This window comes from Zhihengliuella halotolerans, from assembly GCF_004217565.1.
Lineage (GTDB): Bacteria > Actinomycetota > Actinomycetes > Actinomycetales > Micrococcaceae > Zhihengliuella > Zhihengliuella halotolerans.
In genome coordinates this window covers 3,109,443-3,129,521 of record NZ_SHLA01000001.1, presented here as the reverse complement: position 1 = coordinate 3,129,521, position 20,079 = coordinate 3,109,443, and the positions used below count along the sequence as shown (strand labels likewise).

19 protein-coding genes and 1 rRNA gene are annotated in these 20,079 nt (G+C 68.1%); 4 read left to right on the top strand and 16 right to left on the bottom strand.

From position 1 onward, the window contains the following. Positions 1-320 precede the first annotated feature (320 nt). The 13 genes from EV380_RS14420 to EV380_RS14360 form a co-directional block, all read right to left on the bottom strand. Positions 321-1,844 (bottom strand): 16S ribosomal RNA (locus tag EV380_RS14420). Positions 1,845-2,501: 657 nt separating this feature from the next. Continuing rightward, positions 2,502-3,431: a pantoate--beta-alanine ligase gene (gene panC, locus EV380_RS14415; RefSeq protein ID WP_130451706.1), complete on the bottom strand. Its 930-nt coding sequence runs from the start codon at positions 3,429-3,431 to the stop codon at positions 2,502-2,504. 10 nt (positions 3,432-3,441) lie between these two features. Next, positions 3,442-4,323, bottom strand: coding sequence for a Rossmann-like and DUF2520 domain-containing protein (locus EV380_RS14410; RefSeq protein ID WP_130451705.1), 882 nt, complete (start codon positions 4,321-4,323; stop codon positions 3,442-3,444). After that, positions 4,316-6,046: a PH domain-containing protein gene (locus EV380_RS14405; protein ID WP_130451704.1), complete on the bottom strand. Its 1,731-nt coding sequence runs from the start codon at positions 6,044-6,046 to the stop codon at positions 4,316-4,318. The genes EV380_RS14410 and EV380_RS14405 overlap by 8 nt, the downstream gene beginning before the upstream one ends. Continuing rightward, positions 6,043-6,606 carry a PH domain-containing protein gene (locus tag EV380_RS14400; RefSeq protein ID WP_130452257.1) on the bottom strand — a complete coding sequence of 188 codons (564 nt, stop codon included), beginning with the start codon at positions 6,604-6,606 and terminating at the stop codon, positions 6,043-6,045. Before EV380_RS14400 ends, EV380_RS14405 begins: the two co-directional genes overlap by 4 nt. Continuing rightward, the gene (locus tag EV380_RS14395) at positions 6,572-7,153 is read right to left on the bottom strand and encodes a DUF3180 domain-containing protein (protein ID WP_130451703.1); all 582 of its coding nucleotides are present in this window, start codon (positions 7,151-7,153) and stop codon (positions 6,572-6,574) included. Before EV380_RS14395 ends, EV380_RS14400 begins: the two co-directional genes overlap by 35 nt. A 3-nt stretch (positions 7,154-7,156) precedes the next feature. Further along, a complete protein-coding gene (folK, locus tag EV380_RS14390) occupies positions 7,157-7,678 on the bottom strand; it encodes a 2-amino-4-hydroxy-6-hydroxymethyldihydropteridine diphosphokinase (protein WP_102159250.1) in 522 nt (173 codons plus the stop codon). Further along, complete coding sequence (gene folB / locus EV380_RS14385; protein WP_102159249.1) at positions 7,675-8,046, bottom strand: dihydroneopterin aldolase; 372 nt, start codon at positions 8,044-8,046, stop codon at positions 7,675-7,677. Before folB ends, folK begins: the two co-directional genes overlap by 4 nt. A gap of 1 nt (position 8,047) precedes the next feature. After that, entirely contained in the window at positions 8,048-8,977 is a 930-nt protein-coding gene (gene folP, locus EV380_RS14380) for a dihydropteroate synthase (protein WP_130451701.1), read from the bottom strand. A gap of 21 nt (positions 8,978-8,998) precedes the next feature. After that, positions 8,999-9,592, bottom strand: a complete 594-nt coding sequence (folE, locus tag EV380_RS14375; protein ID WP_130452256.1) for a GTP cyclohydrolase I FolE — start codon at positions 9,590-9,592, stop codon at positions 8,999-9,001. Between the two features lie 96 nt (positions 9,593-9,688). After that, a complete protein-coding gene (gene ftsH, locus EV380_RS14370) occupies positions 9,689-11,824 on the bottom strand; it encodes an ATP-dependent zinc metalloprotease FtsH (protein WP_130451700.1) in 2,136 nt (711 codons plus the stop codon). A gap of 198 nt (positions 11,825-12,022) precedes the next feature. Continuing rightward, positions 12,023-13,648 (bottom strand): DUF6297 family protein, encoded by a 1,626-nt coding sequence (locus tag EV380_RS14365; protein WP_130451699.1) that lies wholly within the window; start codon positions 13,646-13,648, stop codon positions 12,023-12,025. Further along, the gene (locus tag EV380_RS14360; protein WP_130451698.1) at positions 13,645-14,343 is read right to left on the bottom strand and encodes an ABC transporter ATP-binding protein; all 699 of its coding nucleotides are present in this window, start codon (positions 14,341-14,343) and stop codon (positions 13,645-13,647) included. Before EV380_RS14360 ends, EV380_RS14365 begins: the two co-directional genes overlap by 4 nt. A gap of 50 nt (positions 14,344-14,393) precedes the next feature. On the opposite strand from EV380_RS14360, the gene EV380_RS14355 reads away from it, so the two are divergent. Further along, a complete protein-coding gene (locus EV380_RS14355) occupies positions 14,394-15,323 on the top strand; it encodes a hypothetical protein (RefSeq protein WP_130451697.1) in 930 nt (309 codons plus the stop codon). Between the two features lie 103 nt (positions 15,324-15,426). Further along, complete coding sequence (locus EV380_RS14350; protein WP_102159242.1) at positions 15,427-15,825, top strand: VOC family protein; 399 nt, start codon at positions 15,427-15,429, stop codon at positions 15,823-15,825. Here EV380_RS14350 and EV380_RS14345 read toward each other — a convergent pair. The 3 genes from EV380_RS14345 to hxlB form a co-directional block, all read right to left on the bottom strand. Next, positions 15,801-16,484, bottom strand: coding sequence for a helix-turn-helix domain-containing protein (locus tag EV380_RS14345; protein WP_130451696.1), 684 nt, complete (start codon positions 16,482-16,484; stop codon positions 15,801-15,803). The two genes, EV380_RS14350 and EV380_RS14345, sit on opposite strands and share 25 nt — an antisense overlap. 148 nt (positions 16,485-16,632) lie before the next feature. Beyond that, entirely contained in the window at positions 16,633-17,259 is a 627-nt protein-coding gene (gene hxlA / locus EV380_RS14340; protein WP_102159240.1) for a 3-hexulose-6-phosphate synthase, read from the bottom strand. Between the two features lie 43 nt (positions 17,260-17,302). After that, positions 17,303-17,872, bottom strand: a complete 570-nt coding sequence (gene hxlB / locus EV380_RS14335) for a 6-phospho-3-hexuloisomerase (protein WP_242607643.1) — start codon at positions 17,870-17,872, stop codon at positions 17,303-17,305. A 137-nt stretch (positions 17,873-18,009) separates the two neighbouring features. Here hxlB and EV380_RS16970 point away from each other — a divergent pair, with 137 nt between their 5' ends. Continuing rightward, positions 18,010-19,317, top strand: coding sequence for a LuxR C-terminal-related transcriptional regulator (locus EV380_RS16970; RefSeq protein WP_278030562.1), 1,308 nt, complete (start codon positions 18,010-18,012; stop codon positions 19,315-19,317). Between the two features lie 98 nt (positions 19,318-19,415). Then, positions 19,416-20,078, top strand: coding sequence for a TetR/AcrR family transcriptional regulator (locus EV380_RS14325; RefSeq protein WP_130451694.1), 663 nt, complete (start codon positions 19,416-19,418; stop codon positions 20,076-20,078). The last annotated feature ends 1 nt before the right edge of the window (position 20,079 follow it).

The following is a 20,079-nucleotide window of genomic DNA, read 5'->3' as shown; positions in this document are numbered from 1 at the left end:
GCCAGGCAAGGAAAAAACAAGCAGTCCACCAAGACACCAGCCCACACCAAAAGGTGCGAACCAGTACCCCAGGGCCTGTTGCTTCAGGGCCCAACAGTGTGCCAAACACCACCACCGTCAACCAGCCGGCACCGTTCCAACCCCGATCCGAAGACCAGAGCGTACTAGAGAACCAACCAGCCACCAGTAAGCGGCGATAATTCGTTGATATTCCACCCTTGAGCACCCGCCCAACCACATCCGGGCTGGCAACGGGCAAACACTGAACACCACACCAAACACCACTGAGGATGCCGGCATGAATGCTAGTTGCTCCTTAGAAAGGAGGTGATCCAGCCGCACCTTCCGGTACGGCTACCTTGTTACGACTTAGTCCCAATCGCCGGTCCCACCTTCGACAGCTCCTTCCCACAAGGGGTTAGGCCACCAGCTTCGGGTGTTACCAACTTTCGTGACTTGACGGGCGGTGTGTACAAGGCCCGGGAACGTATTCACCGCAGCGTTGCTGATCTGCGATTACTAGCGACTCCGACTTCATGGGGTCGAGTTGCAGACCCCAATCCGAACTGAGACCGGCTTTTTGGGATTAGCTCCACCTCACAGTATCGCAACCCATTGTACCGGCCATTGTAGCATGCGTGAAGCCCAAGACATAAGGGGCATGATGATTTGACGTCGTCCCCACCTTCCTCCGAGTTGACCCCGGCAGTCTCCTATGAGTCCCCACCATCACGTGCTGGCAACATAGAACGAGGGTTGCGCTCGTTGCGGGACTTAACCCAACATCTCACGACACGAGCTGACGACAACCATGCACCACCTGTGAACCAGCCCCGAAGGGAAAGACTATTTCTAGCCCGATCCGGTCCATGTCAAGCCTTGGTAAGGTTCTTCGCGTTGCATCGAATTAATCCGCATGCTCCGCCGCTTGTGCGGGCCCCCGTCAATTCCTTTGAGTTTTAGCCTTGCGGCCGTACTCCCCAGGCGGGGCACTTAATGCGTTAGCTACGACGCGGAAAACGTGGAATGTCCCCCACATCTAGTGCCCAACGTTTACGGCATGGACTACCAGGGTATCTAATCCTGTTCGCTCCCCATGCTTTCGCTCCTCAGCGTCAGTTACTGCCCAGAGACCTGCCTTCGCCATCGGTGTTCCTCCTGATATCTGCGCATTTCACCGCTACACCAGGAATTCCAGTCTCCCCTACAGCACTCTAGTCTGCCCGTACCCACCGCAGATCCGGAGTTAAGCCCCGGACTTTCACGGCAGACGCGACAAACCGCCTACGAGCTCTTTACGCCCAATAATTCCGGATAACGCTTGCGCCCTACGTATTACCGCGGCTGCTGGCACGTAGTTAGCCGGCGCTTCTTCTGCAGGTACCGTCACTTTCGCTTCTTCCCTACTGAAAGAGGTTTACAACCCGAAGGCCGTCATCCCTCACGCGGCGTCGCTGCATCAGGCTTTCGCCCATTGTGCAATATTCCCCACTGCTGCCTCCCGTAGGAGTCTGGGCCGTGTCTCAGTCCCAGTGTGGCCGGTCACCCTCTCAGGCCGGCTACCCGTCGTCGCCTTGGTGAGCCATTACCTCACCAACAAGCTGATAGGCCGCGAGTCCCTCCTCGACCAGAATCCTTTCCAAAAACCACCATGCGGTAGAAATTGAATATCCAGTATTAGACCCAGTTTCCCGGGCTTATCCTGGAGTCGAGGGCAGGTTACTCACGTGTTACTCACCCGTTCGCCACTAATCCACCCAGCAAGCTGGGCTTCATCGTTCGACTTGCATGTGTTAAGCACGCCGCCAGCGTTCATCCTGAGCCAGGATCAAACTCTCCGTAAAAAACATACGAAACACGACAACGAATCAAGGGAAAACAAGACCCGCGTCGCAGTTCAAAAATCCTGGCAAATTGCCATCCAAGCCCACACGGGGGTGCGGACCGGACAGCCATTCACCAAATAAAATTTGGTATCAACAAACTTGGCACACTATTGAGTTCTCAAACAACAGACACACACGCTTCACCAACCAGCCTCTTTCCGGCCGATCCGCTCAATTCGCGGCAACTTATCCAGCTTACCTCATCCGTTCCCGCCGTGCAAATCCGCTCTGCGTGATCCGCCCGGCCGTTCCCGGATTCAATTCCCCTTTCGGAAACCAACTCCCGGGCGCTAAAACGCCCCGGCAGGAAACCGGAAGAAAAATGAAAGGAAAGCCGCCGTCTAACAATGATTCCCAGCCGGTGATCTCTTCGATCTCCGCTGTCCTCGTCGCGACGACTCGAAATACTTTACACAGGTTTTACCCGACTTCCAAATCGGAGGACCTCCTGACCGAAACCGCCCGTTTGCCCCGGATTCACGGGGAAGTCGGCCCCTAGAGCACCTGAGGCGCCCTCGCGGCCGCCCTGCGTCCTGCGTCACATCCCCGACTGTTCTCGAGGGGGTCCCGTGTGTCCGGTGAAAGCCCCGCGAGAAGGGGCGCCGCCCCTCGGCCCTAGCCTGCCGTCAACGGCATGTTGTCGATGAGGCGGACCCCGCCTACGCGTGCCGCCACCAGTACGAGCGCCTCTCCGCTGAAAGGCGTCTCCGCACAGTTGAAGGCGAGCGGCTCCAGCGTTCCCGGGTCCACGACCTCGAAGTAGTCCAGCTCCACGCCCGTGGCGGACTCGATCATGGCCACCGCCTCGGCGGGCTGGAGCGGCAGCCGCGCATCGGCCCGTTGCTTCATCAGGAACAGCGAGCGGGAGAGCACAAGCGCGGCGTCCGACTGCTCGTCGGTCAGGAACCTGTTCCGGCTCGAGAGCGCCAGTCCCCCCGCCGAGCGGACGATGGGCACGGGCCTGATCGTCACTGGGTAGTCGAGGTCGTGGACGAGCCTGCGCACAATCGCCAGCTGCTGGGCGTCCTTCTGACCGAAGTAGGCGCGGTACGTGGTCGCCGCGGGCGTAGCCGGGTCGGGCATCCCGTAGTGGAGCAGCTTCGCGACGACGGTGAGCATGCCGTCGAAGTGCCCGGGCCGCGAGGCCCCCTCGAACCTCTCCCCGAGTGTTCCCGCCGAGAGCAGGACGCGCGGGCGACCGTCGGGGTAGACCTCGCGCTCCTCCGGGGCGAAGATCAGGTCGGCACCGGCGCCGGCGGCGATCGCCGCGTCCGCCTCGAGATCGCGGGGGTACCGCTCGAAGTCCGCCGAGTCGTCGAACTGGAGGCGGTTGACGAAGTCGGTGACGACGACGACGGCGTTCTCATCGCGCGCCTGCGCGATGAGACGAGCGTGCCCCTCATGCAGTGCGCCCATCGTCGGCACGAGTCCGAGCGAGGCCTCGCGTCCTTCGGCGGCTGCAGCCTCGAGAAGTTCGCGGCCGACGGCCTTCAGCTCTGCGACGGTGCGGACGATCCTGGGTGCGTGTTCTTCGTGTCTACTCACGCCACACAGTCTAGGAGGAGGCTTCGCCGAGGATACGGGCCATCTCGAGCGCTTGGGCGCGCGTGATCAGTCCGCGATCGGCGGCGCGCATGGCGGTGGCCAGGGCCATGGACGTGTAGGCGGTGCGGACGTCGTCGTCCACGTCCTCGAGTGCTTCCACGTGCTGGGCGACGGTTCCGGCGTCGCCGCGGGCGACCGGACCCGTCAGGGCCGCCTCCCCGGAGGCGAGCGCGTTCTCGAGGGAGGCGCGCATGAGCGGGCCGAGGAGCCGGTCCGGGCGTTCGACCCCGACCTCGTTCAGCAGCTGGGCGGCTTGGCCGGCGAGGGTGACGAGATGGTTCGAGGCATGCGCGAGCGCCGCGTGGTAGGTCACCCGGTCGGCGTCGGCGACGACCACGGGTTCGGCGCCCATTTCGACGACGAGCGCCTGGGCGATCGGCAGCATCATGTTCTCGGCCGTGACGCCGAAGACGCAGTCCGGCAGCCTGGCGAGGTCCAGGCTCATGCCCGTGAAGGTCATGGCCGGGTGGATCGCGAGTCCGATGGCGCCGGCCGCGCGCGCCGGGGCGAGAACCTCGAGGCCGAACCGTCCGGCCGTGTGCACGACGAGCTGGCCTGGCTTGAAGTGCCCCGCATCGGCAAGGCCGGCGACAAGCGGGCCGAGCTGGTCGTCCGGGACGGCGAAGAGCACGAGCTCGGCACGGCGCAGGATCTCGTCGATCTCGAGAACGGGGGCGCCGGGCAACAGGTTCTCGGCCCGCTCGCGCGAGTCCTCGGACACCGCGTGCACGCCGACGATCTGGTGCTCCGCCGCGCGCAGGGCGGCGCCGAGGACGGCCCCCACCTTGCCGGCGCTGATGACGCCGATGCCGAGCCGGCCGGGCTTACTCATGCTTGTCCTCCTTCTCTCGCTGGTTCCTCTCGGCCTCGCTATTCGGCGGAGGGGCGGGTGCGTTCAGTGGCGGCGCCGAATCCGCGGCCTCCCCGCCCGCTCCGGCAGCGACGGCCTGCTTCGCGACCGGAAGCTGCGACAGGCCCGTGCCGTAGGGATCCTCGTCGAGCCAGTGGTTGCGGTCGTGCTCGGCCCGAGCGCGGGCAGCCCGGGCGGACTGCTCGAGGAAGAAGCGCCGGGCTACGGGACCGGCCGCCTGGACGATGTACGGCGAGACCGGGCCATCGGTGGTCATCAACCGGACCGAGCAGACCGCCGCGGCCCGGGCCAGCGGACCCTGGACGAGCCGAATCCCCTGCGTGCGCTCGTGCGGGACGATGTCGAGGTACCGGTTCAGGAAGCCGTGCCGCGAGAAGACCGCGGTCCTGGTCACTGTGAATCCCTGCCGCCGCCACGCGAGTGGCGAGATGAAGCGAGCGGTACGCGGCGTCGTCGTAAACCCCTCCGCGGGGCCGGAGCCGGCGATGCCGGCCTCGACCAGCTCGAGGGGACGGTCGGTCCCGGGGTTCGGCAGCACGATCGAGAGGATGTTCAGCACGTCCGCCCGGGTGCCGACGGGCAGCACAGTCGAGCGCGTTTCTCCGCCGTCGGCACCCGCCCCGTAACCGGCGACGTTCACGACGATCTTGTGCCAGCCCATGAGCCGCCAGATGATCCCCTGGCGGATCTGCACGGCCTGGATCCGCCCGGGCGGTACGGTCTGGTGCCGGGTGTCGAGCAGGCCGTAGCTCAGGCGCAGCCCATCGGGGCTGACACCCGCCGCGAAGTTGAACCCGTTGTTGAACAGTCCCCAGATCCACGGCACGAAGCCGAACAGACCCGGCAGCAGGTAGACCATGAGGAAGCCGCTGTCGGTCGCGAGCTGGACGATGAGGCCCACGCCGAGGATGATGACCGCGATCCACACGGCGGGGCTGAGCACGATCGAAGCGAGCAGCCGCCCGGGCGGAACGCGCACCAGCACGTTCTCGGGCGCCACGGGCGCATCCGGTACGACGTCGTGCGCGGCGTCGGTGCCCTCGGGGTCCTCGCGCGTGGCGTCACGAGGCGGTGGTCCGCCTGCCGTCTGTGTGCGCAGCCCCGCCGCCCGGGCGAGGATTGCCGCCCGCAGGTCCTTCGCGGCGGCGAGTTTGAGGAACGCGAGTTTCATCGCGGTGGAACCGCCATCGGCGACTTCGAACTTGAGCTCGGCGAGGCCGAAGATCCGCGCGACCAGGGGCTGGACGATGTCGATCGCCTGCACGCGGTCGATGCGCGCCTGCCGCTGCTGGCGGAACACGATGCCCGAGCGGACGTTCACGTGCCGGTCGGTCAGCTGGTAGCGGGTCATCTTCCACGAGAGGAAGAAGCCGCCGAGGATGAGCAGCAGGACGAGCAGGCCGCCGGCGACGATCCAGGCCACCGAGCCGAAGATGAAGTCGAGGACCTCCTCGTCTTTCGAGGAGTCGCCGTCGCCCTCCCCGCCGAAGCCCGGGATGAGGTTCTGCAGCCAGTTCTGGCCGAATCCGTAGACGAGCGCCACGATGACGATCCAACCGCGGACGAAAGGAGAGACCGGGTGGACGCGATGCCAGGGGGCCTCCTCCTGGAAGTCCTGGGGGCTGCGGGGCGCGGAGTCGACCGGGACGGCGCCGTCGTTCGCGTTCGGCTGGTCGTGGCTCACAGCCCCGCCAGCCTCGCCTCGCCGCGGGCGGAGAGCTGCTCGCGCAGGCGGGCGCCCTCGTCGGTGGTGACGCCCGGAATGGTCGCGGTGACGTCGGACGCGGCCGTGTGCAGCTGGACCTTGCACAGGCCGAACGCGCGGTCCACGGGGCCCATCTGCACGTCGACGTACTGCATGCGGCCGTAGGGGACGACGAGGACCTTCTTGAACAGGATGCCCTGGCGGACCAGGAGGTCGTCGTCGCGCTCGGCGTACCCGATCGCGCGGACCCGCCGGTTGGTGATGATCAGGTCCACGAGCGTCCAGACCACGGCGACCCCGGGGAGCAGCCACGCGAGCCACTCCGGGTAGCCGCCCCAGAGGCCTGTCAGCATGAGGACCAGCGGCACGGAGGTGATCAGCAACCAGACGGCGCCGCCGATCAGCACGCCAATGAACCGGACCTTCACGTAGGCCGGATCAACGCGCAACCAGTCGACGCCCTCCGGGTCGATGGCCTTCTGATCGTCCGCGACGACCGCGGCGTCACCCTCCGGCACCTGGTGCGTACCCCTGTTCATCTCCATTGCTCTCCCCTCGCGCCCCGTCGGGGCCTGGCTGCGGGCCGTCGCCCGGCGGCACCTTGCAGAACTGCTCCACCGCCCATCCCACCACACTCATGAGACCGGCGGCACCAATCATGATGAGAGACAACGTCACGGAGTCCGAGCCGACGCGGGCGACTCCGAGCAGGTCGACAAGGACGCCGGCGTGCCAGCCGAGGATCACGGCCCCCGCGTAGGCGAGAGCCTGCGCCAGCACGAGCGTCCGCGCGGCCAGGACCGGGCTGATCTCGACGGGCTTCTCTGCTCCGCGCGCATGCCCTTGCTCGCCGGCCTGCCGCCGTCGTTCCCGGTCCCGGAACTCGGATCGCTGACGCTGGTACGCGCGGACCCGCAACCCCAGAACGAGGGTGATGAGGGTGCCGGCGCCGATCGTGATGAGACTCGTGGCGTGCAGGACGGGCGACGGGAGGCTGTTCGCGGCCGTGAGCAGGCTCGCGCCCCACCCGAGGACGGCGGTGACGACGGCGATGAGGGCCAGCAAGAGCGGACGGATGGTGCTCATGCCCTAGCCGCCCACCTCGTCGGTCTCCGGGTCGTAGAGGCGCAGGCCGTCGAGGTCGGCGGCCCGCGCGGCGAGCTCGGCGACGGGTACTCCGTCCAGCGTCGCATCCGGATCCATCCAGGCCCACGGTTGCAGCACGAACGCGCGCTCGGCGGCGCGCGGGTGCGGGATCGTCAGTTTCTCGGTCTCGAGGCGCGTCTGATCGTGGGTGATGATGTCGATGTCGAGCGTGCGCGGTCCCCAGCGGACCTCGCGGACCCGGTGGTGCCTGTTCTCGACGTCCTGGCAGTGGGCCAGCAGGTCGAGCGGGGCGAGCGTGGTCTCGACCTCCATCACCATGTTCAGGAAGTCGGGCTGGTCCCCGGGGCCGCCGACAGGGCGGGTCTGCACGACCTCCGAAACCTGGATCAGCCGGACGTCGGGATGGGCGATGAGGTCGCCGACCGCGACCGAGAGCGTGTCGCTGCGCTCGCCCAGATTGCTGCCGAGCGCGAGCACCGCGCTGACGTGCTGCGCGTGAGTCATGACCGCCCCCGCTCGCGGTGGATCGTGATCGCGACGTCGCCGAACGGCACCTCGATCGGCGCCTTCGGCTTGTGCACCGTGACGTCGACGGCGTCGACGAGCTCGAAGCCCGCGAGGACGGCCGCGGCGATGTTCTCCGTCAGCGTCTCGATCAGATCGAACGGCCCGGAGGCGATGTGCTCCGTGACCAGTTCGGCCAGTTCCCCGTAGTGGGTCGTCAGCGTCAGATCGTCGCTCGCCGCCGCGGGCCGGATGTCGGTGTGCAGGACGATGTCGACGACGAACGGCTGGCCGTCGCGCTTCTCGTGCTCGAAGACCCCGTGGTGGCCGGTCGCCGTGATCCCCGTGAGCGCGATCCTGTCGGCCACGTCAGGCGTCCTGCGCAGGTTCGCCAGAACCGCCGTGGACCCAGGCGGTAGCGACCTTGACGGCGTCGTACGAAGCCTCGACATCGTGCACGCGCACGCCCCACACGCCGGCGGCGGCCGCGAGCGCGCTCGTCGCCGCGGTGGCGGCGTCGCGCGCCTCAGCGGCGGCGGGGACGCCGCCGTTGGAGAGCAGCGAACCGAGGAAGCGCTTGCGGCTCGTGCCGATCAGCACCCGGTGGCCGAAGGCCTCGAACTCGCCGAGCCGGTGCAGCAGGGCCCAGTTGTGCGGGGCCTCCTTCGCGAAGCCCAGGCCCGGATCGATGATGAGCTGCTCGGGCTTGACGCCGGCGTCGAGGAAGCGCTCGCGCAGGTCGCCGAGCTCGGCCAGGACCTCGCCGACGACGTCGTCGTAGTGGGCGAAGTCGTGCATGTTCTCCGCCTCGCCGCGGCGGTGCATGAGCACGTACGGCACGCCGAGCTCGGCGACGAGCTCCGGCATCCCGGCCTCGTGCGTGAGCCCCGAGACGTCGTTGATGATGTGGGCGCCGGCCTTGACGGCCGCGCGCGCAGTGGAGACGTGCATCGTGTCGACGGACACGATGGCGCCGGCCTTCGTCAGAGCCTCGACGACGGGGAGGACGCGCTTGGCCTCAAGACCCGGGTCGACAGGCGTGGCGCCCGGTCGCGTGGACTCGCCGCCGACGTCGATGATGTCCGCGCCGGAATACAAAAGGCGCAGGCCTTGCTTGATGGCGTCCTCGGTGTCGAGGAAGCGGCCGCCGTCGCTGAAGGAATCCTCGGTGACGTTGAGGACGCCCATGATCACGGTGCGCCCCGTCGGCAGGTCCTCGAACTTCTTCACCTTGGACGGCCTGATGACGGGCAACGGGCTGGTCGCGGGACCTGTCCCGGGGACGGCTGCGAGGTTCATTGGTTCTCCTACCGTTGGCTCTTATTTACCGAGGATGAGGCTCATGGCCTCGGCCCGGGTCGCTGTTTCTCGGAGCTGCCCGCGCACCGCGGAGGTGACCGTGCGCGCGCCGGGCTTCTGCACCCCGCGCATCGACATGCACATGTGCTCGCACTCCACCACGACGATCACGCCGCGCGGGTCCAGGTGTTCGCACAGCGCCTCGGCGATCTGGGTCGTCAGCCGCTCCTGGACTTGCGGGCGCCGCGCGTACAGGTCGACGAGCCGGGCCAGCTTGCTCAAGCCTGTCACGTGGCCGTCGTCGCCCGGGATGTACCCGACGTGCGCGGCCCCGTGGAACGGCACCAGGTGGTGCTCGCACGTCGAATAGAACGGGATGTCCTTGACCAGAACGAGCTCGCTGTGGTCGATGTCGAAGGTCGTGCCCAGGATCTCGCCCGGCTCGCCGTGCAGGCCGGAGAAGAACTCGGCGTAGGCCTTGGCCACGCGCGCCGGAGTGTCCTGCAGCCCGTCGCGGTCCGGATCCTCGCCGACCGCCTCGAGGATCTCGCGCACGGCCGCGCGGATGCGCGACTGGTCCACCTGGAAGCCCTCCGCGGGCGGGGTCTGGTTCATCTCTACGTCCTGAGTCACACCAATGATCCTAACGAACGCCGTCCAGTGGGGATACGCCGGGGTCACCCGGCCGTCATGAGAGCACGACGGCGGCCACTACCGGCCGTCGTCGTCCTGCCCGGTGCCGTGGTCGCCCGAGGAGTCGCGGCCCGCGGGCTCGGACCCGCTGGGCAGCCCGCCGGGACGGCCGCCCGGCTGATTGTCGACGGGGTCGCTGACGCCGGGGATGTCGGTGACGCCGCCGCCCGAGTACTGCTCGTCGTCGTCGCCCTCCTGTTCCCCTGCTTGCTCCCCTGCTGCGGCCGCCGCGGCCTCGCGCCGCTCCTTGAGCGACTGCACGGGGCCGTCCTCCGAGACCGGGCGGTCGTCGTGGAAGAGCCAGATGGCGCGGCGGTCCATCTTGACCAGATCGTGGAAGATGTCGGCGATCTCCTTCTGGTTCAGGGTCTCGCGCTCGAGCAGCTCGACGGCCAGCCGGTCGAGGACCTTGCGGTTGGCCGTGAGGACCCGGTAGGCCTCCTCGTGGGCGGCGTCGAGCAGCTCGCGCACCTCCTCGTCGACGATCGTCGCCATGTCCTCCGAGTAGTCGCGACCCTGACCGCCGTCGCGCCCGAGGAACGGCTCGCCGCCGCCGGAGCCGAGCTTCACCGTCCCGATGCGGCGGCTCATGCCGTACTGGGTGACCATCTTGCGGGCGATGCCGGTGGCCTTCTCGATGTCGTTCGATGCGCCGGTCGAGGGGTCGTGGAACACGATTTCCTCAGCGACGCGTCCGCCCATCGCGTAGGCGAGCTGATCGAGCAGCTCGTTGCGCGTGACCGAGTACTTGTCGTCCTCGGGGACCACCATCGTGTAGCCCAGGGCGCGGCCGCGGGGAAGGATCGTGATCTTCGTGACCGGGGCCGAGTTGTTCATCGCGGCGGCAACGAGCGCGTGGCCGCCCTCGTGGTACGCCGTGACCTTGCGCTCGTGCTCCTTCATGAGCCGGGTGCGCTTCTGCGGGCCGGCCATGACGCGGTCGATCGCCTCGTCGAGGGCGCGATCGTCGACAAGCTGCGCGTTGGAGCGGGCCGTCAGGAGCGCAGCCTCGTTGAGCACGTTGGCCAGGTCGGCACCCGTGTAGCCCGGGGTCTTCTTGGCGACGGCGTGCAGGTCGATGTCGTCGACCATCGGCTTGCCCTTGGCGTGCACCTGCAGGATCTTCTCGCGGCCGGCGAGGTCGGGGGCCTCAACCGGGACCTGGCGGTCGAAACGTCCGGGGCGCAGCAGCGCGGGGTCCAGCACGTCCGGGCGGTTGGTCGCCGCGATGAGGATGACGTTCGTGTTGACGTCGAAACCGTCCATCTCGACGAGCAGCTGGTTCAGGGTCTGCTCACGCTCGTCGTTGCCGCCGCCGACGCCGGCGCCGCGGTGGCGGCCGACGGCGTCGATCTCGTCGACGAAGATGATGGCGGGCGAGTTGTTCTTGGCCTGCTCGAAAAGGTCGCGAACGCGGGAGGCGCCGACACCGACAAACATCTCGACGAAGTCGGAGCCGGAGATCGAGTAGAACGGCACACCGGCCTCACCGGCGACGGCCTTGGCCAGCAGGGTCTTGCCCGTGCCGGGGGGCCCGTACAGGAGCACGCCCTTGGGGATCTTGGCGCCGACGGCCTGGAACTTCGCCGGCTCCTGCAGGAATTCCTTGATCTCGTGCAGTTCCTCGACGGCCTCTTCGGCACCGGCGACGTCGACGAAGGTCACCTGCGGCATGTCCTTGGTGATGAGCTTGGCCTTGGACTTGCCGAACTGCATGACCTTGCCGCCCCCGCCGGAGGCGCGGGACATCAGGAACCAGAACAACAGGGCGATCAGCAGGAACGGGATCAGGAAGCCCAGCATCGAGACGAACCAGTTGCTCTGCACCGGCTGGTCGGTGAACCCCTCGAGGTCGGCGGCGTTCATCGCCGCGACGACGTCATCGGCGCGGGCCTCGGAGTAGTAGAACGAGACCTCCTTGCCCAGGTCGGAACCCTCGTACCGGAAATTGTCCTTCAGCGTGAGGTCGACGCGCTGGTCGCCGTCGAAGATCTTGGCCTCGCTGGCCTTGTTGTCTTCGAGCAGCTCGAGACCGACACTCGTGTCGACCCGGCCGGCGTTCCCCCCAGTCAGCGTGGGCAGGAAGATGATCAGCGCGGCCGCGCCGATGAGCACCCAGATGACCCAGCTGTTAAAGATCTTCTTGACGTTCATGTTCGGGGTCCGTCCCCGTCCCTCCTGATCGGATTTCACGCGGCGGCCACATTCTGGGCCGTCGGCGCGATCGAAACGGCGCACCGTTGCGCGATGAGCGAGCGCTCGGGCGATGATGCACCGCATCATAGCTTCGCACTCACCAGTATTCGACGCATAACAAAGCACGAAAGTTCCCTGAGGGCGTAGTCGGTGCCGTCAACGGTCCAGAGTTCCGGTCGACGCACCCGCCCACCAGCAGAACCCGCCAACGGCGACCGCCACGGGGAGTGCCCACAGCTGACCGGCCGAAAGATAGAGTCCAAGCGGCATCAGCGCGATGACGGCGAGGCCGTATCCGCGCCCGATTCTCCCGAGCGCTGCGGACGACGCCTGAAGCTCGGCTCCCGGCGCGAAAAGCTCGTCGATCGGCTGAGCCTGGGGACCTGCGGACTTCACGGCCGCGCCGGAAAGTCCCCACCCCGTGGCCGCCCCGATGACGGCGCTCATCGCGAGCGAGCCGCCGGTGCCGAGGACCGCCGCGCCGAAGAAGGTGCCAAAGAGCGCACCCCACGCGATCAAGAGGATCGCCGGGACGATGGTTCGGACGCGCCCCACAGCACCGGCACCGAGCGGCAGGAGCTCCGGAAGCCCGCGAGTGCCGGTCGACACCCGCACCGGCGTCGCCGCGGCATGCACCATCACTCCGACAGAAACGGCACCTGCGAGGGCCAACGGGACGACGCTGTTGCCGCCGTCCACGACCATCATCAGCCCCGGGAGTGCCAGAGAGACCACCGCCGATCGCAGGATCGCGCGCGAACGCAGCAGCACGACGGCATCTGCCGCGACGAGCGCCGCGGCGGCGCCCCGGCCCCACGCCGCTGCGAGGAGGCGGGCACCGCGCCGAGTGGCGGAGGACGGCCCCTGGTGTAAGGCGACGGCCGCCTGGCGGTACTCCATGGTCTCGAGAGCCGCCGCGGCGTGGGCACTCACCGCCCCGGCGCGGACGAGTTCGGCAACCTCGAAGTGCTCCAGCCGCCGGTCGACGACGATCCATCCGAGTCCGCTCGCCAACAGGAGCGCGCAGATTCCAGCGGGCGCCGAGGACCCCGCAGGCTCCCCGAAGCCCAACTGGAGCGGCAGTGAGGACGGCAGTACTGCCCACGCCACGGATGCTGGCGGCTCCCCACTGACGGCACCGACCAGCGCTTCTGCGGCGAGCCCAACCATGGCGAGCACTGCCGCGGCCGTCAGCGCCCTCCGTGCGATCCGCTGGATACCGAACGCCTGTACCAGAGCCGCTCCCACCGCCGTCGTCATGACCAGCAGACCCGCCGCCGCAGACCCCGCGAGCAGCGCGCTGCCGGGCGGCCCCTCGTAGCCGACGGAGGAGGCTTCGCCGGCGGCCAGCCCGAACGGAAGCCAGGCCACTGCGCCGGCGGCGAAGAAGGACAGGAAGCGGCGGGTGGCGATCCGCCGAAGGACGGGTCTGCGGGACACGGGAAGCGGGAACCACCACGCCGCCTGCGCACGCGTGGCGCCCAAGGGGCCCAGCGTGATCATCAGCCGTGCGACATGGAGGGTCCCCCACAGCGCGAGAGCGCAGAACGCCGTCTGCTGCGACACCAGCCCGACATCGACGAGAGCGTGCCCGCCCGTGCGGAGCTCCTCGCGGAGGGAGACGACGGCGCCGGCCACGAAAGCCAGCAGCAGGAGCAGCGCAAGCGCGTAGAGATAGAGGTCGCCGAGCCGGTCCCACCGATTCTCAGTCTGCGCGCGGCGTTCGATGGCCCGGGTGAACGCCCACGGGTCGAAGGTGGCGCCGACCGCCGTCGGCCTCATTCCTCGGTGCCCGCGGGGGCCGGCCGCAACGCCCCCGGCCCGATGCGGAGGACGCGCTGCGCAACCGCGGCGAGCAGGGCCACGTCGTGCGTGGCGAACACGATCGCGGTGCCAGAGGCCGCCCGGTCGCTCAACCGGCGGGCCAGCCGATCGCGCATAACCTGATCCAATCGCTGTTCGGGCTCGTCGAGAAACAGGAGACGGCTGGGCCGGATGAAGGCCGCAGCGAGGAGGAATCTGCGGCGCTGCCCCGACGAGAGGTGCCCCGGGAGTGAGTCCCCGGCGTTCTCGAGGCCGAAGAAGTCGAGTTCCCGGGCGACTGCGGCGCGAGGGTCGCGGGCTCCGTGCCCGGACGCGACGAGCTCCAGGTGCTCACCCACGGTCAACGTCGGAAAATAGGCGTCCTCGTCGAACACCATGGCCACTGCCCGACGGTAGCCGATCGAAGCAGCATCCACGGATCGGCCGTCGAGCGTGACCGTGCCGGCGAGTGGCAGCTGCCCGCCGCTTAGCGTGCGGAGCAAGGTGGATTTGCCAGCGGCGTTCGCGCCGATGACGCCGAGCGTCTGGCCCGGCTGCAGGGTCAGATCGACGGGACCGCAGACCTCGCCCGTCCCATACCCGGCCGTCAGAGCGTCGGTCCGCAGCAGCACGGTGTCCACGGCTGCGACACCCTTTCCGGTTCCGTGGTCCATAATGCCTAGAGTAACGGAAGTCCTCCAGGCTTCCCCTGATGGAGGACCACATGACCGAGCACCAGCCCGCCGAGTCCGACCGAGCCACCCCGGCAGCACACACGCGGCACCAGTCCTGGACGGGCGCGATCGGCATCGTCATCGGCCTCGCGGCCGGCCTGCTGTCACTCACCCCGTGGCTGCTGACAGGAGGAACACTGCCCCTGCAGAACCTGTGGGCGACAGGGACTCTGCCCGACGACATGCCGTTCTCACTGCTTCCGATCAGCCAATACATGCTGCGAGATCTCGTCGGCATCATGGCCACCAGCGGCACGACGGCGGCACTCGCCCTCCGCTGGTGGCGGCCCGCCCGCCGTCGCGCCGGGCTCGGGAGCGTCGCGGTTGGCCTGGTGGCCGCGCACCTGACCGCCGTCGTGCAGAGCTTCCTCGAACTGCGGGCGGGCCTCGCGCCCGGACCGGGGGGCCACCCCTACGCGACCTACTACTTCTACGGGATGCTGGCTGGGGTGCTGCTCGCTGTCGCGATGTCGTTTGCGATCCTGGCGTCTCTGTCCAGCCGCTCCCCGAACCGAGCGGCGTTCGGCGCGGCGCTGACAGCGACACCCACGACGTGGTGGCTCTCCATCTGGTTCAACCTGGGAACCCCGGGGATGCTGGCTCCCGAACTCCCTGTCCTGCAGTGGCTGCCGGCCGCCGTGGTCGGCGCGGCCCTGGCCGCCCTGGGACTGCGAACCCTGCGGAACGGCGCCGTCTGGCTGGCCTCGCTGACGATCTTGTGGATCACAGGGCCGGTTGCATGGGCCGTGCAGTTCGTCGTGGGATCGCGGGCCATCGTGGGGCGTCCAGACCAGGTGGAGGCCGGGCTGAGCACTCTGTCTTCGGGCCTCGCGATGCAGACGCCGGTGGTCGCGACCGCCCTGGCGATCGGGATCGCTGGATCCGTTCTGTACCGCCGACTGAGACGTTCGGAGCGGTAGTCGGCGGACAGTGAAAGGCCGGGCACCGACGCCGTCAAGCCAACCGCCCCCGGCTGGCCATTCTGTTCACGACCGGATCAGCGGATGGTCATACGGTGGGAACATGACACTAAAACTCGGCTTCATCGGCATCGTAACGAACGACATGGCGGCTTCCCTCGCCTTCTACCGCGCTCTGGGCGTATCCATCGAGACGGATCAGGACGACGCACCCCACGTGGACGCGGAGCTCGACGAGGGCGTGAAAATCGCCTGGGACACAGTGGAGACTATCCGCGGATTCGACCCGGCTTTCGCCCCCGCGACCGGAGGACACCGCATCGCGCTGGCCTTCGACAAAGGAACGCCGGCTGCAGTCGATGCGGCCTTCGCCACGCTCATCAACGCCGGCTACACCGGGCACGTCGAACCCTGGGACGCGCACTGGGGGCAGCGGTACGCCACTCTGCTCGACCCGGATGGGAACTCGGTCGACCTCTACGCCGAGCTCGCCGCAAACTGAGCTGGGCTCCGGCCGACCAGTCGCCGGAACTCCCGAGAAAGATGGGGCTGGTCGGCGAAACCAGTTTCCGCAGCGGCCGCTGCGATCGTCGATCCGGACCGCAGCAACCACTGCGCCCGTCGCGCTCGTTCGAGTCGCACGAGGGTGGCGTACCCGTAACCGAAAGTTGCGAGCATCCGGCGGCGGAAGGAACGGTCGGAACCGCTCATCGTCGCCGAAACGTCCTTCGCCGGGGCCTCTTCGAAGGCTGCGCGGCGCACGGCCTCGGACCAGCGGCTCGATCCTGCGACCTCTGCCGCAATCAAGGACAGAGCACTGGTGGGCCCCGGCCCGGCCTCAAGTGGAATCATCGCCTCGCGCAACTGCATCGCGCGGCCACGGTTGACGAGATCCTCAAGTAGAACGATCTGGTCAGCGACCCGATGGAGGTCCACGCCGAGCAGATGGCGCGCTCGCCCCGGCGGAAACCTGAGACCGAACGACCCGTTGGCCCCGTCGGGACCCGATGCAAGCCACCGCGTCGAGGGCCCAGCCACGGCCTCTTGGCCGTCCCGAAGGATCAGGTCGACGCATCCGTCGGCGGGTATGACCACCCCGCCGGCACTGCCGTTGGAGCGCCACAACGCCTCCCCTGGCGGCAGTCGAATCTCTGAGTACACGCGCCCAGTATTGCAGCAGCGGTCCCCGCAAGTCTGTCCCTGTGCGTCGAATTCTGGAGGCCTCGGCCCTGTCCACGTGATCCGGCCGCGACGGCGAAGGGCCGGGCCCCGACGTCGTCATCGGTGCCCGACCCCTCCCTGCGCGCGGTCAGTTCAGTTCGCTCTTGAGCGCCGCAGCGGCCAGGGCCGGGTCCTCAGCACCGTAGATGGCCCCGCCGGCGACGGCGACGTCGGCGCCCGCCGCCTTGACGGCCTCGATCGAGTGGATGTTGACGCCGCCGGCCACGGAGAACCGGACCTTCGACGCGCTGCCGGCCTCGAGCAGGGTGGCGAGGCTGAATCCGGGCTGGGCCTGCTCGTCGAGACCGGCGTGGAACTCGACGAATTCGACGCCGAGGTTCGTGACCGCGCGGGCCCGGGCGGTCTTGTCGGCCACGCCGATCAGGTCGACGACGACACCCTTGCCGGCCGCCTGTGCCGCCTGAACCGCACCCACGATCGTTGAGTCGTCGGCCGTGCCGAGGACGGTGACCAGGTCCGCGCCGGCCTCGAAGGCGATCTGCGCCTCGAGCGCCCCGGCGTCGGCCGTCTTGAGATCGGCGAAGACGATCTTGTCCGGGTGGGCGTCCTTGATGGCGCGGATGACGCCCAGCCCCTCGCTCTTGATGAGCGGGGTGCCGAGCTCGATGATGTCGACGTGCGGGGCGACCTTCGCCGCGAGGGCGAGGGCGTCGTCGGTGGTCAGAAGGTCGATGGCGACCTGGAGCTTCGTCATGGGGTTCCTAACTGTCGGAGATGTAGTGACGTGTTGTGGTGGTTCATTCGAGGTTTGCGTGGCGGGTCCACAGCTCCTCGGCTGCGGCGCCGCTGCGCTGCCACAGCGCGTGGAAGACCGCGTCGCCGACAAGCATCACGGCCTGCTCGAAGAGGCTGCCGGCGTATTGCGCCGAGGCGGTACCGCCGTGATCCGTTTTCACCGCTGCCGCGACGGTGATCGTCCGGGCCGCAGCCCGCCCCACCGGCGAATCGGCGGTTGCCGTCATCGCCACGACAACGGCGCCCGCCTCCGCCGCCGCTGTCGCAGCGCGGACCACCGAACCGGTGGTTCCCGACCCCGAGGCGAGGACGAGGACGTCGCCGGTGCCGATCGCCGGGGCGGTGGCGTCGCCGACGACGTGCGCCGAGTGCCCGAGGTGCATGAGGCGCATGGCCAGCCCGCGGAGGGCGATCCCGGACCGTCCCTGGCCGAACACGAAGACCCGGTTGGCCCCCTCGATCTGGTCGGCAGCGGCGGCGATCGCTGCCGGATCGACCGAGCGCACGGCAGCGGTGACCTCGGAGGCGACGAGTTCGAGTCCGTCCTGTTCCGGTGTTGCGAGGACTGGCACGGGGGCTCCTTCCGGTTCGGTGTTCGATGGTTCATCCATCCCACCGCAACCGCGATCCGCCGGTACCCACCCGTTGTGCTCGATCCGCTACCCGAACGGGTGGGCAGCACCGCCGGCGCCGACCATACTGTTGGACTATGACTTCACTTCGGCCCCCGACGGGGCCCGACAACGGGGCCTCCGGCGAACGCGATGGTGGTGGCGATTCGGTGCAGCTCCGCCTGGTCTCCGCGATAGCGCGGATCGTCGAGGCGCCCCTGTCGACGATCGCCGCCGCGTTGAGCGACGCGGTCTCTGCCAGCCTCCCCCACCAAGCACTGGTCGTCCTCACGCAGGACTGCACGGGACGCCCGCAGAAGAAGGCCGGGGATCCCGAAATCACCGAAAAGGTGACCGTCCTCGAGATGGACGCGATCCGTCGTCGTCTGCGCGATGGCGAAGAGATCCGCAGTGCCGTGCTCGCCGGTCGCGAACGCGACGTCCGCGCGTGGGAAGCGGCTACCGGCGCGGTGCTGGCCCTCTGCGGGACGGGGGCCGCATCCGCGCGTCCGGCCGAGGCCCTGATTCAGGGCCTCTGGGAGATCACGGCCACGAGCATCCGGCGACAGGTGGACGGCGCGTCCCCGGCCGAGCTGGTGGACGCGAACGCCGTGTCGACCGAACGCGTCCGCGTCACGACGGAGCTGACGGAGCGTCACGCGACCGATCTCGAGTCTCTCCTGGCCGTCCTGCGCAGCCGCGATCTGGACGACCGGCGGACGCGCGTGTCAGCCACCGAACTGGCCTCGTCCGCCCTAGTGCGCACACGCACGGCCAACGACGTCATGATGGCCCTCTCCGAGGAGCCTGTGGTCAGCGCTTTCTCTCGCCTGCGCACGGACCTGCGCCCACTGACCCAGTACGGGCGTCTGGACGTCCAGTTCATCGAGCCGCCGGCGAAGGGCAGAGCCCTGCCCGGCGAGGTCGCGCATGCGGCCCGCTCCATTGTCCGGAGCGCGGTGCTGGCCATGAACGAGCAGGAGGATATCTCCCGGGTGCGTGTGCAGTGGGCCTGCGACGGGAAGAACCTGCTGATCAATATCCGCGACGACGGACCCGGCGCGTTCGATTCCACGACCCCGGGCCTGCATCAGGCGCAGGCGAATGTGGCGGCTCTCGGCGGCGAGGTCGGCGTGAAGCAGGTGCCCGGCTGGGGCACCGAACTCGATGTCAGGTTGCCGATCGACGCCTCGCGGTCCGAAGCGGTCGACGAGTGGAACCTCGCTCCGCGGGAGCGCGAAGTCCTGCGCCTGGTGGTGCACGGAAAAAAGAACAGGCAGATCGCTCAGGAGCTGTTCATCAGCGAGAACACGGTCAAGTTCCACCTGACGCAGATCTACCGCAAGCTCGGCGTCGGTTCGCGCTCGGCTGCGGCGGCCGTCGCGGCTGCGGGCGGGCTGGTCTAGGAGGCCCGCCGTCACGCCCCGGATCGAACGGGCGTGGTCCGCGTGATCCCCACCACTCGATATTGCACTCGAGACTAGATAGTGCAAAACTGCACTACATGAACAATAGTGCAACTAGCGGTGGTGCCCGCGAGCGGCGGAGGGAAGCCACCGCCACGGCCCTCATCGATCACGCCCGGAGGCTGACCGCCGAGCGAGGGCTCGCCGGATTCACCGTGGAGGAACTGGCGGAGGCAGCCGGCGTTTCCCGCAGAACGTTCTTCAACTACTTCCAGGCCAAGGAGGACGCCGTCCTCGGCGTCCACCTCGACGACGTCCCCCTCGAGGTCGACCAGAGCTTCATCGACTCGGACGAGCCGCTGCCGGCAGCCCTCAAGAATCTGTTCCTCCGCCTGCTGACGTCGACGGAGACGCTCGGCCGCGACGTCGCGGTCTTCATGGAACTGCTGCACTCCGAAACCGCGCTGATGAAACGCATGATGCAGATCAACGAACAGCGCCGGCGCTCCCTCGCCGCGCTCATCGCGCGACGCGAGGGACTCGAGGAGACGGACCCGTTCGCCCTCGCCGCCGCAGGCTTCGTCGGGCACCTCGCCATGACCGCGATGCACGAGTTCGTCGACGAAGAGCACGCGATCGAACAGGATGAGTCGGCGGACCCCGAGGAGGCCGCGCGCACCCGCTTCACGCGCATCCTCGAGGCCAACTTCGCCCACGCCGAGCGCCTCTTCTCCGCTTCCACCACGACCACCAAGGACTGAC

What these genes read in the sequence shown, in the direction of transcription:
- folE (WP_130452256.1), bottom strand. Translation starts at nt 9,592, where the DNA reads ATGAACCAGACCCCGCCCGCGGAGGGCTTCCAGGTGGACCAGTCGCGC.
- EV380_RS14395 (WP_130451703.1), bottom strand. Translation starts at nt 7,153, where the DNA reads ATGAGCACCATCCGTCCGCTCTTGCTGGCCCTCATCGCCGTCGTCACC.
- ftsH (WP_130451700.1), bottom strand. Translation starts at nt 11,824, where the DNA reads ATGAACGTCAAGAAGATCTTTAACAGCTGGGTCATCTGGGTGCTCATC.
- EV380_RS14365 (WP_130451699.1), bottom strand. Translation starts at nt 13,648, where the DNA reads ATGAGGCCGACGGCGGTCGGCGCCACCTTCGACCCGTGGGCGTTCACC.
- folP (WP_130451701.1), bottom strand. Translation starts at nt 8,977, where the DNA reads ATGAACCTCGCAGCCGTCCCCGGGACAGGTCCCGCGACCAGCCCGTTG.
- EV380_RS14410 (WP_130451705.1), bottom strand. Translation starts at nt 4,323, where the DNA reads ATGAGTAAGCCCGGCCGGCTCGGCATCGGCGTCATCAGCGCCGGCAAG.
- hxlA (WP_102159240.1), bottom strand. Translation starts at nt 17,259, where the DNA reads ATGACGAAGCTCCAGGTCGCCATCGACCTTCTGACCACCGACGACGCC.
- EV380_RS14355 (WP_130451697.1), top strand. Translation starts at nt 14,394, where the DNA reads ATGACCGAGCACCAGCCCGCCGAGTCCGACCGAGCCACCCCGGCAGCA.
- EV380_RS16970 (WP_278030562.1), top strand. Translation starts at nt 18,010, where the DNA reads ATGACTTCACTTCGGCCCCCGACGGGGCCCGACAACGGGGCCTCCGGC.
- EV380_RS14350 (WP_102159242.1), top strand. Translation starts at nt 15,427, where the DNA reads ATGACACTAAAACTCGGCTTCATCGGCATCGTAACGAACGACATGGCG.
- EV380_RS14325 (WP_130451694.1), top strand. Translation starts at nt 19,416, where the DNA reads ATGAACAATAGTGCAACTAGCGGTGGTGCCCGCGAGCGGCGGAGGGAA.
- folK (WP_102159250.1), bottom strand. Translation starts at nt 7,678, where the DNA reads ATGACTCACGCGCAGCACGTCAGCGCGGTGCTCGCGCTCGGCAGCAAT.
- EV380_RS14400 (WP_130452257.1), bottom strand. Translation starts at nt 6,606, where the DNA reads ATGAACAGGGGTACGCACCAGGTGCCGGAGGGTGACGCCGCGGTCGTC.
- EV380_RS14360 (WP_130451698.1), bottom strand. Translation starts at nt 14,343, where the DNA reads ATGGACCACGGAACCGGAAAGGGTGTCGCAGCCGTGGACACCGTGCTG.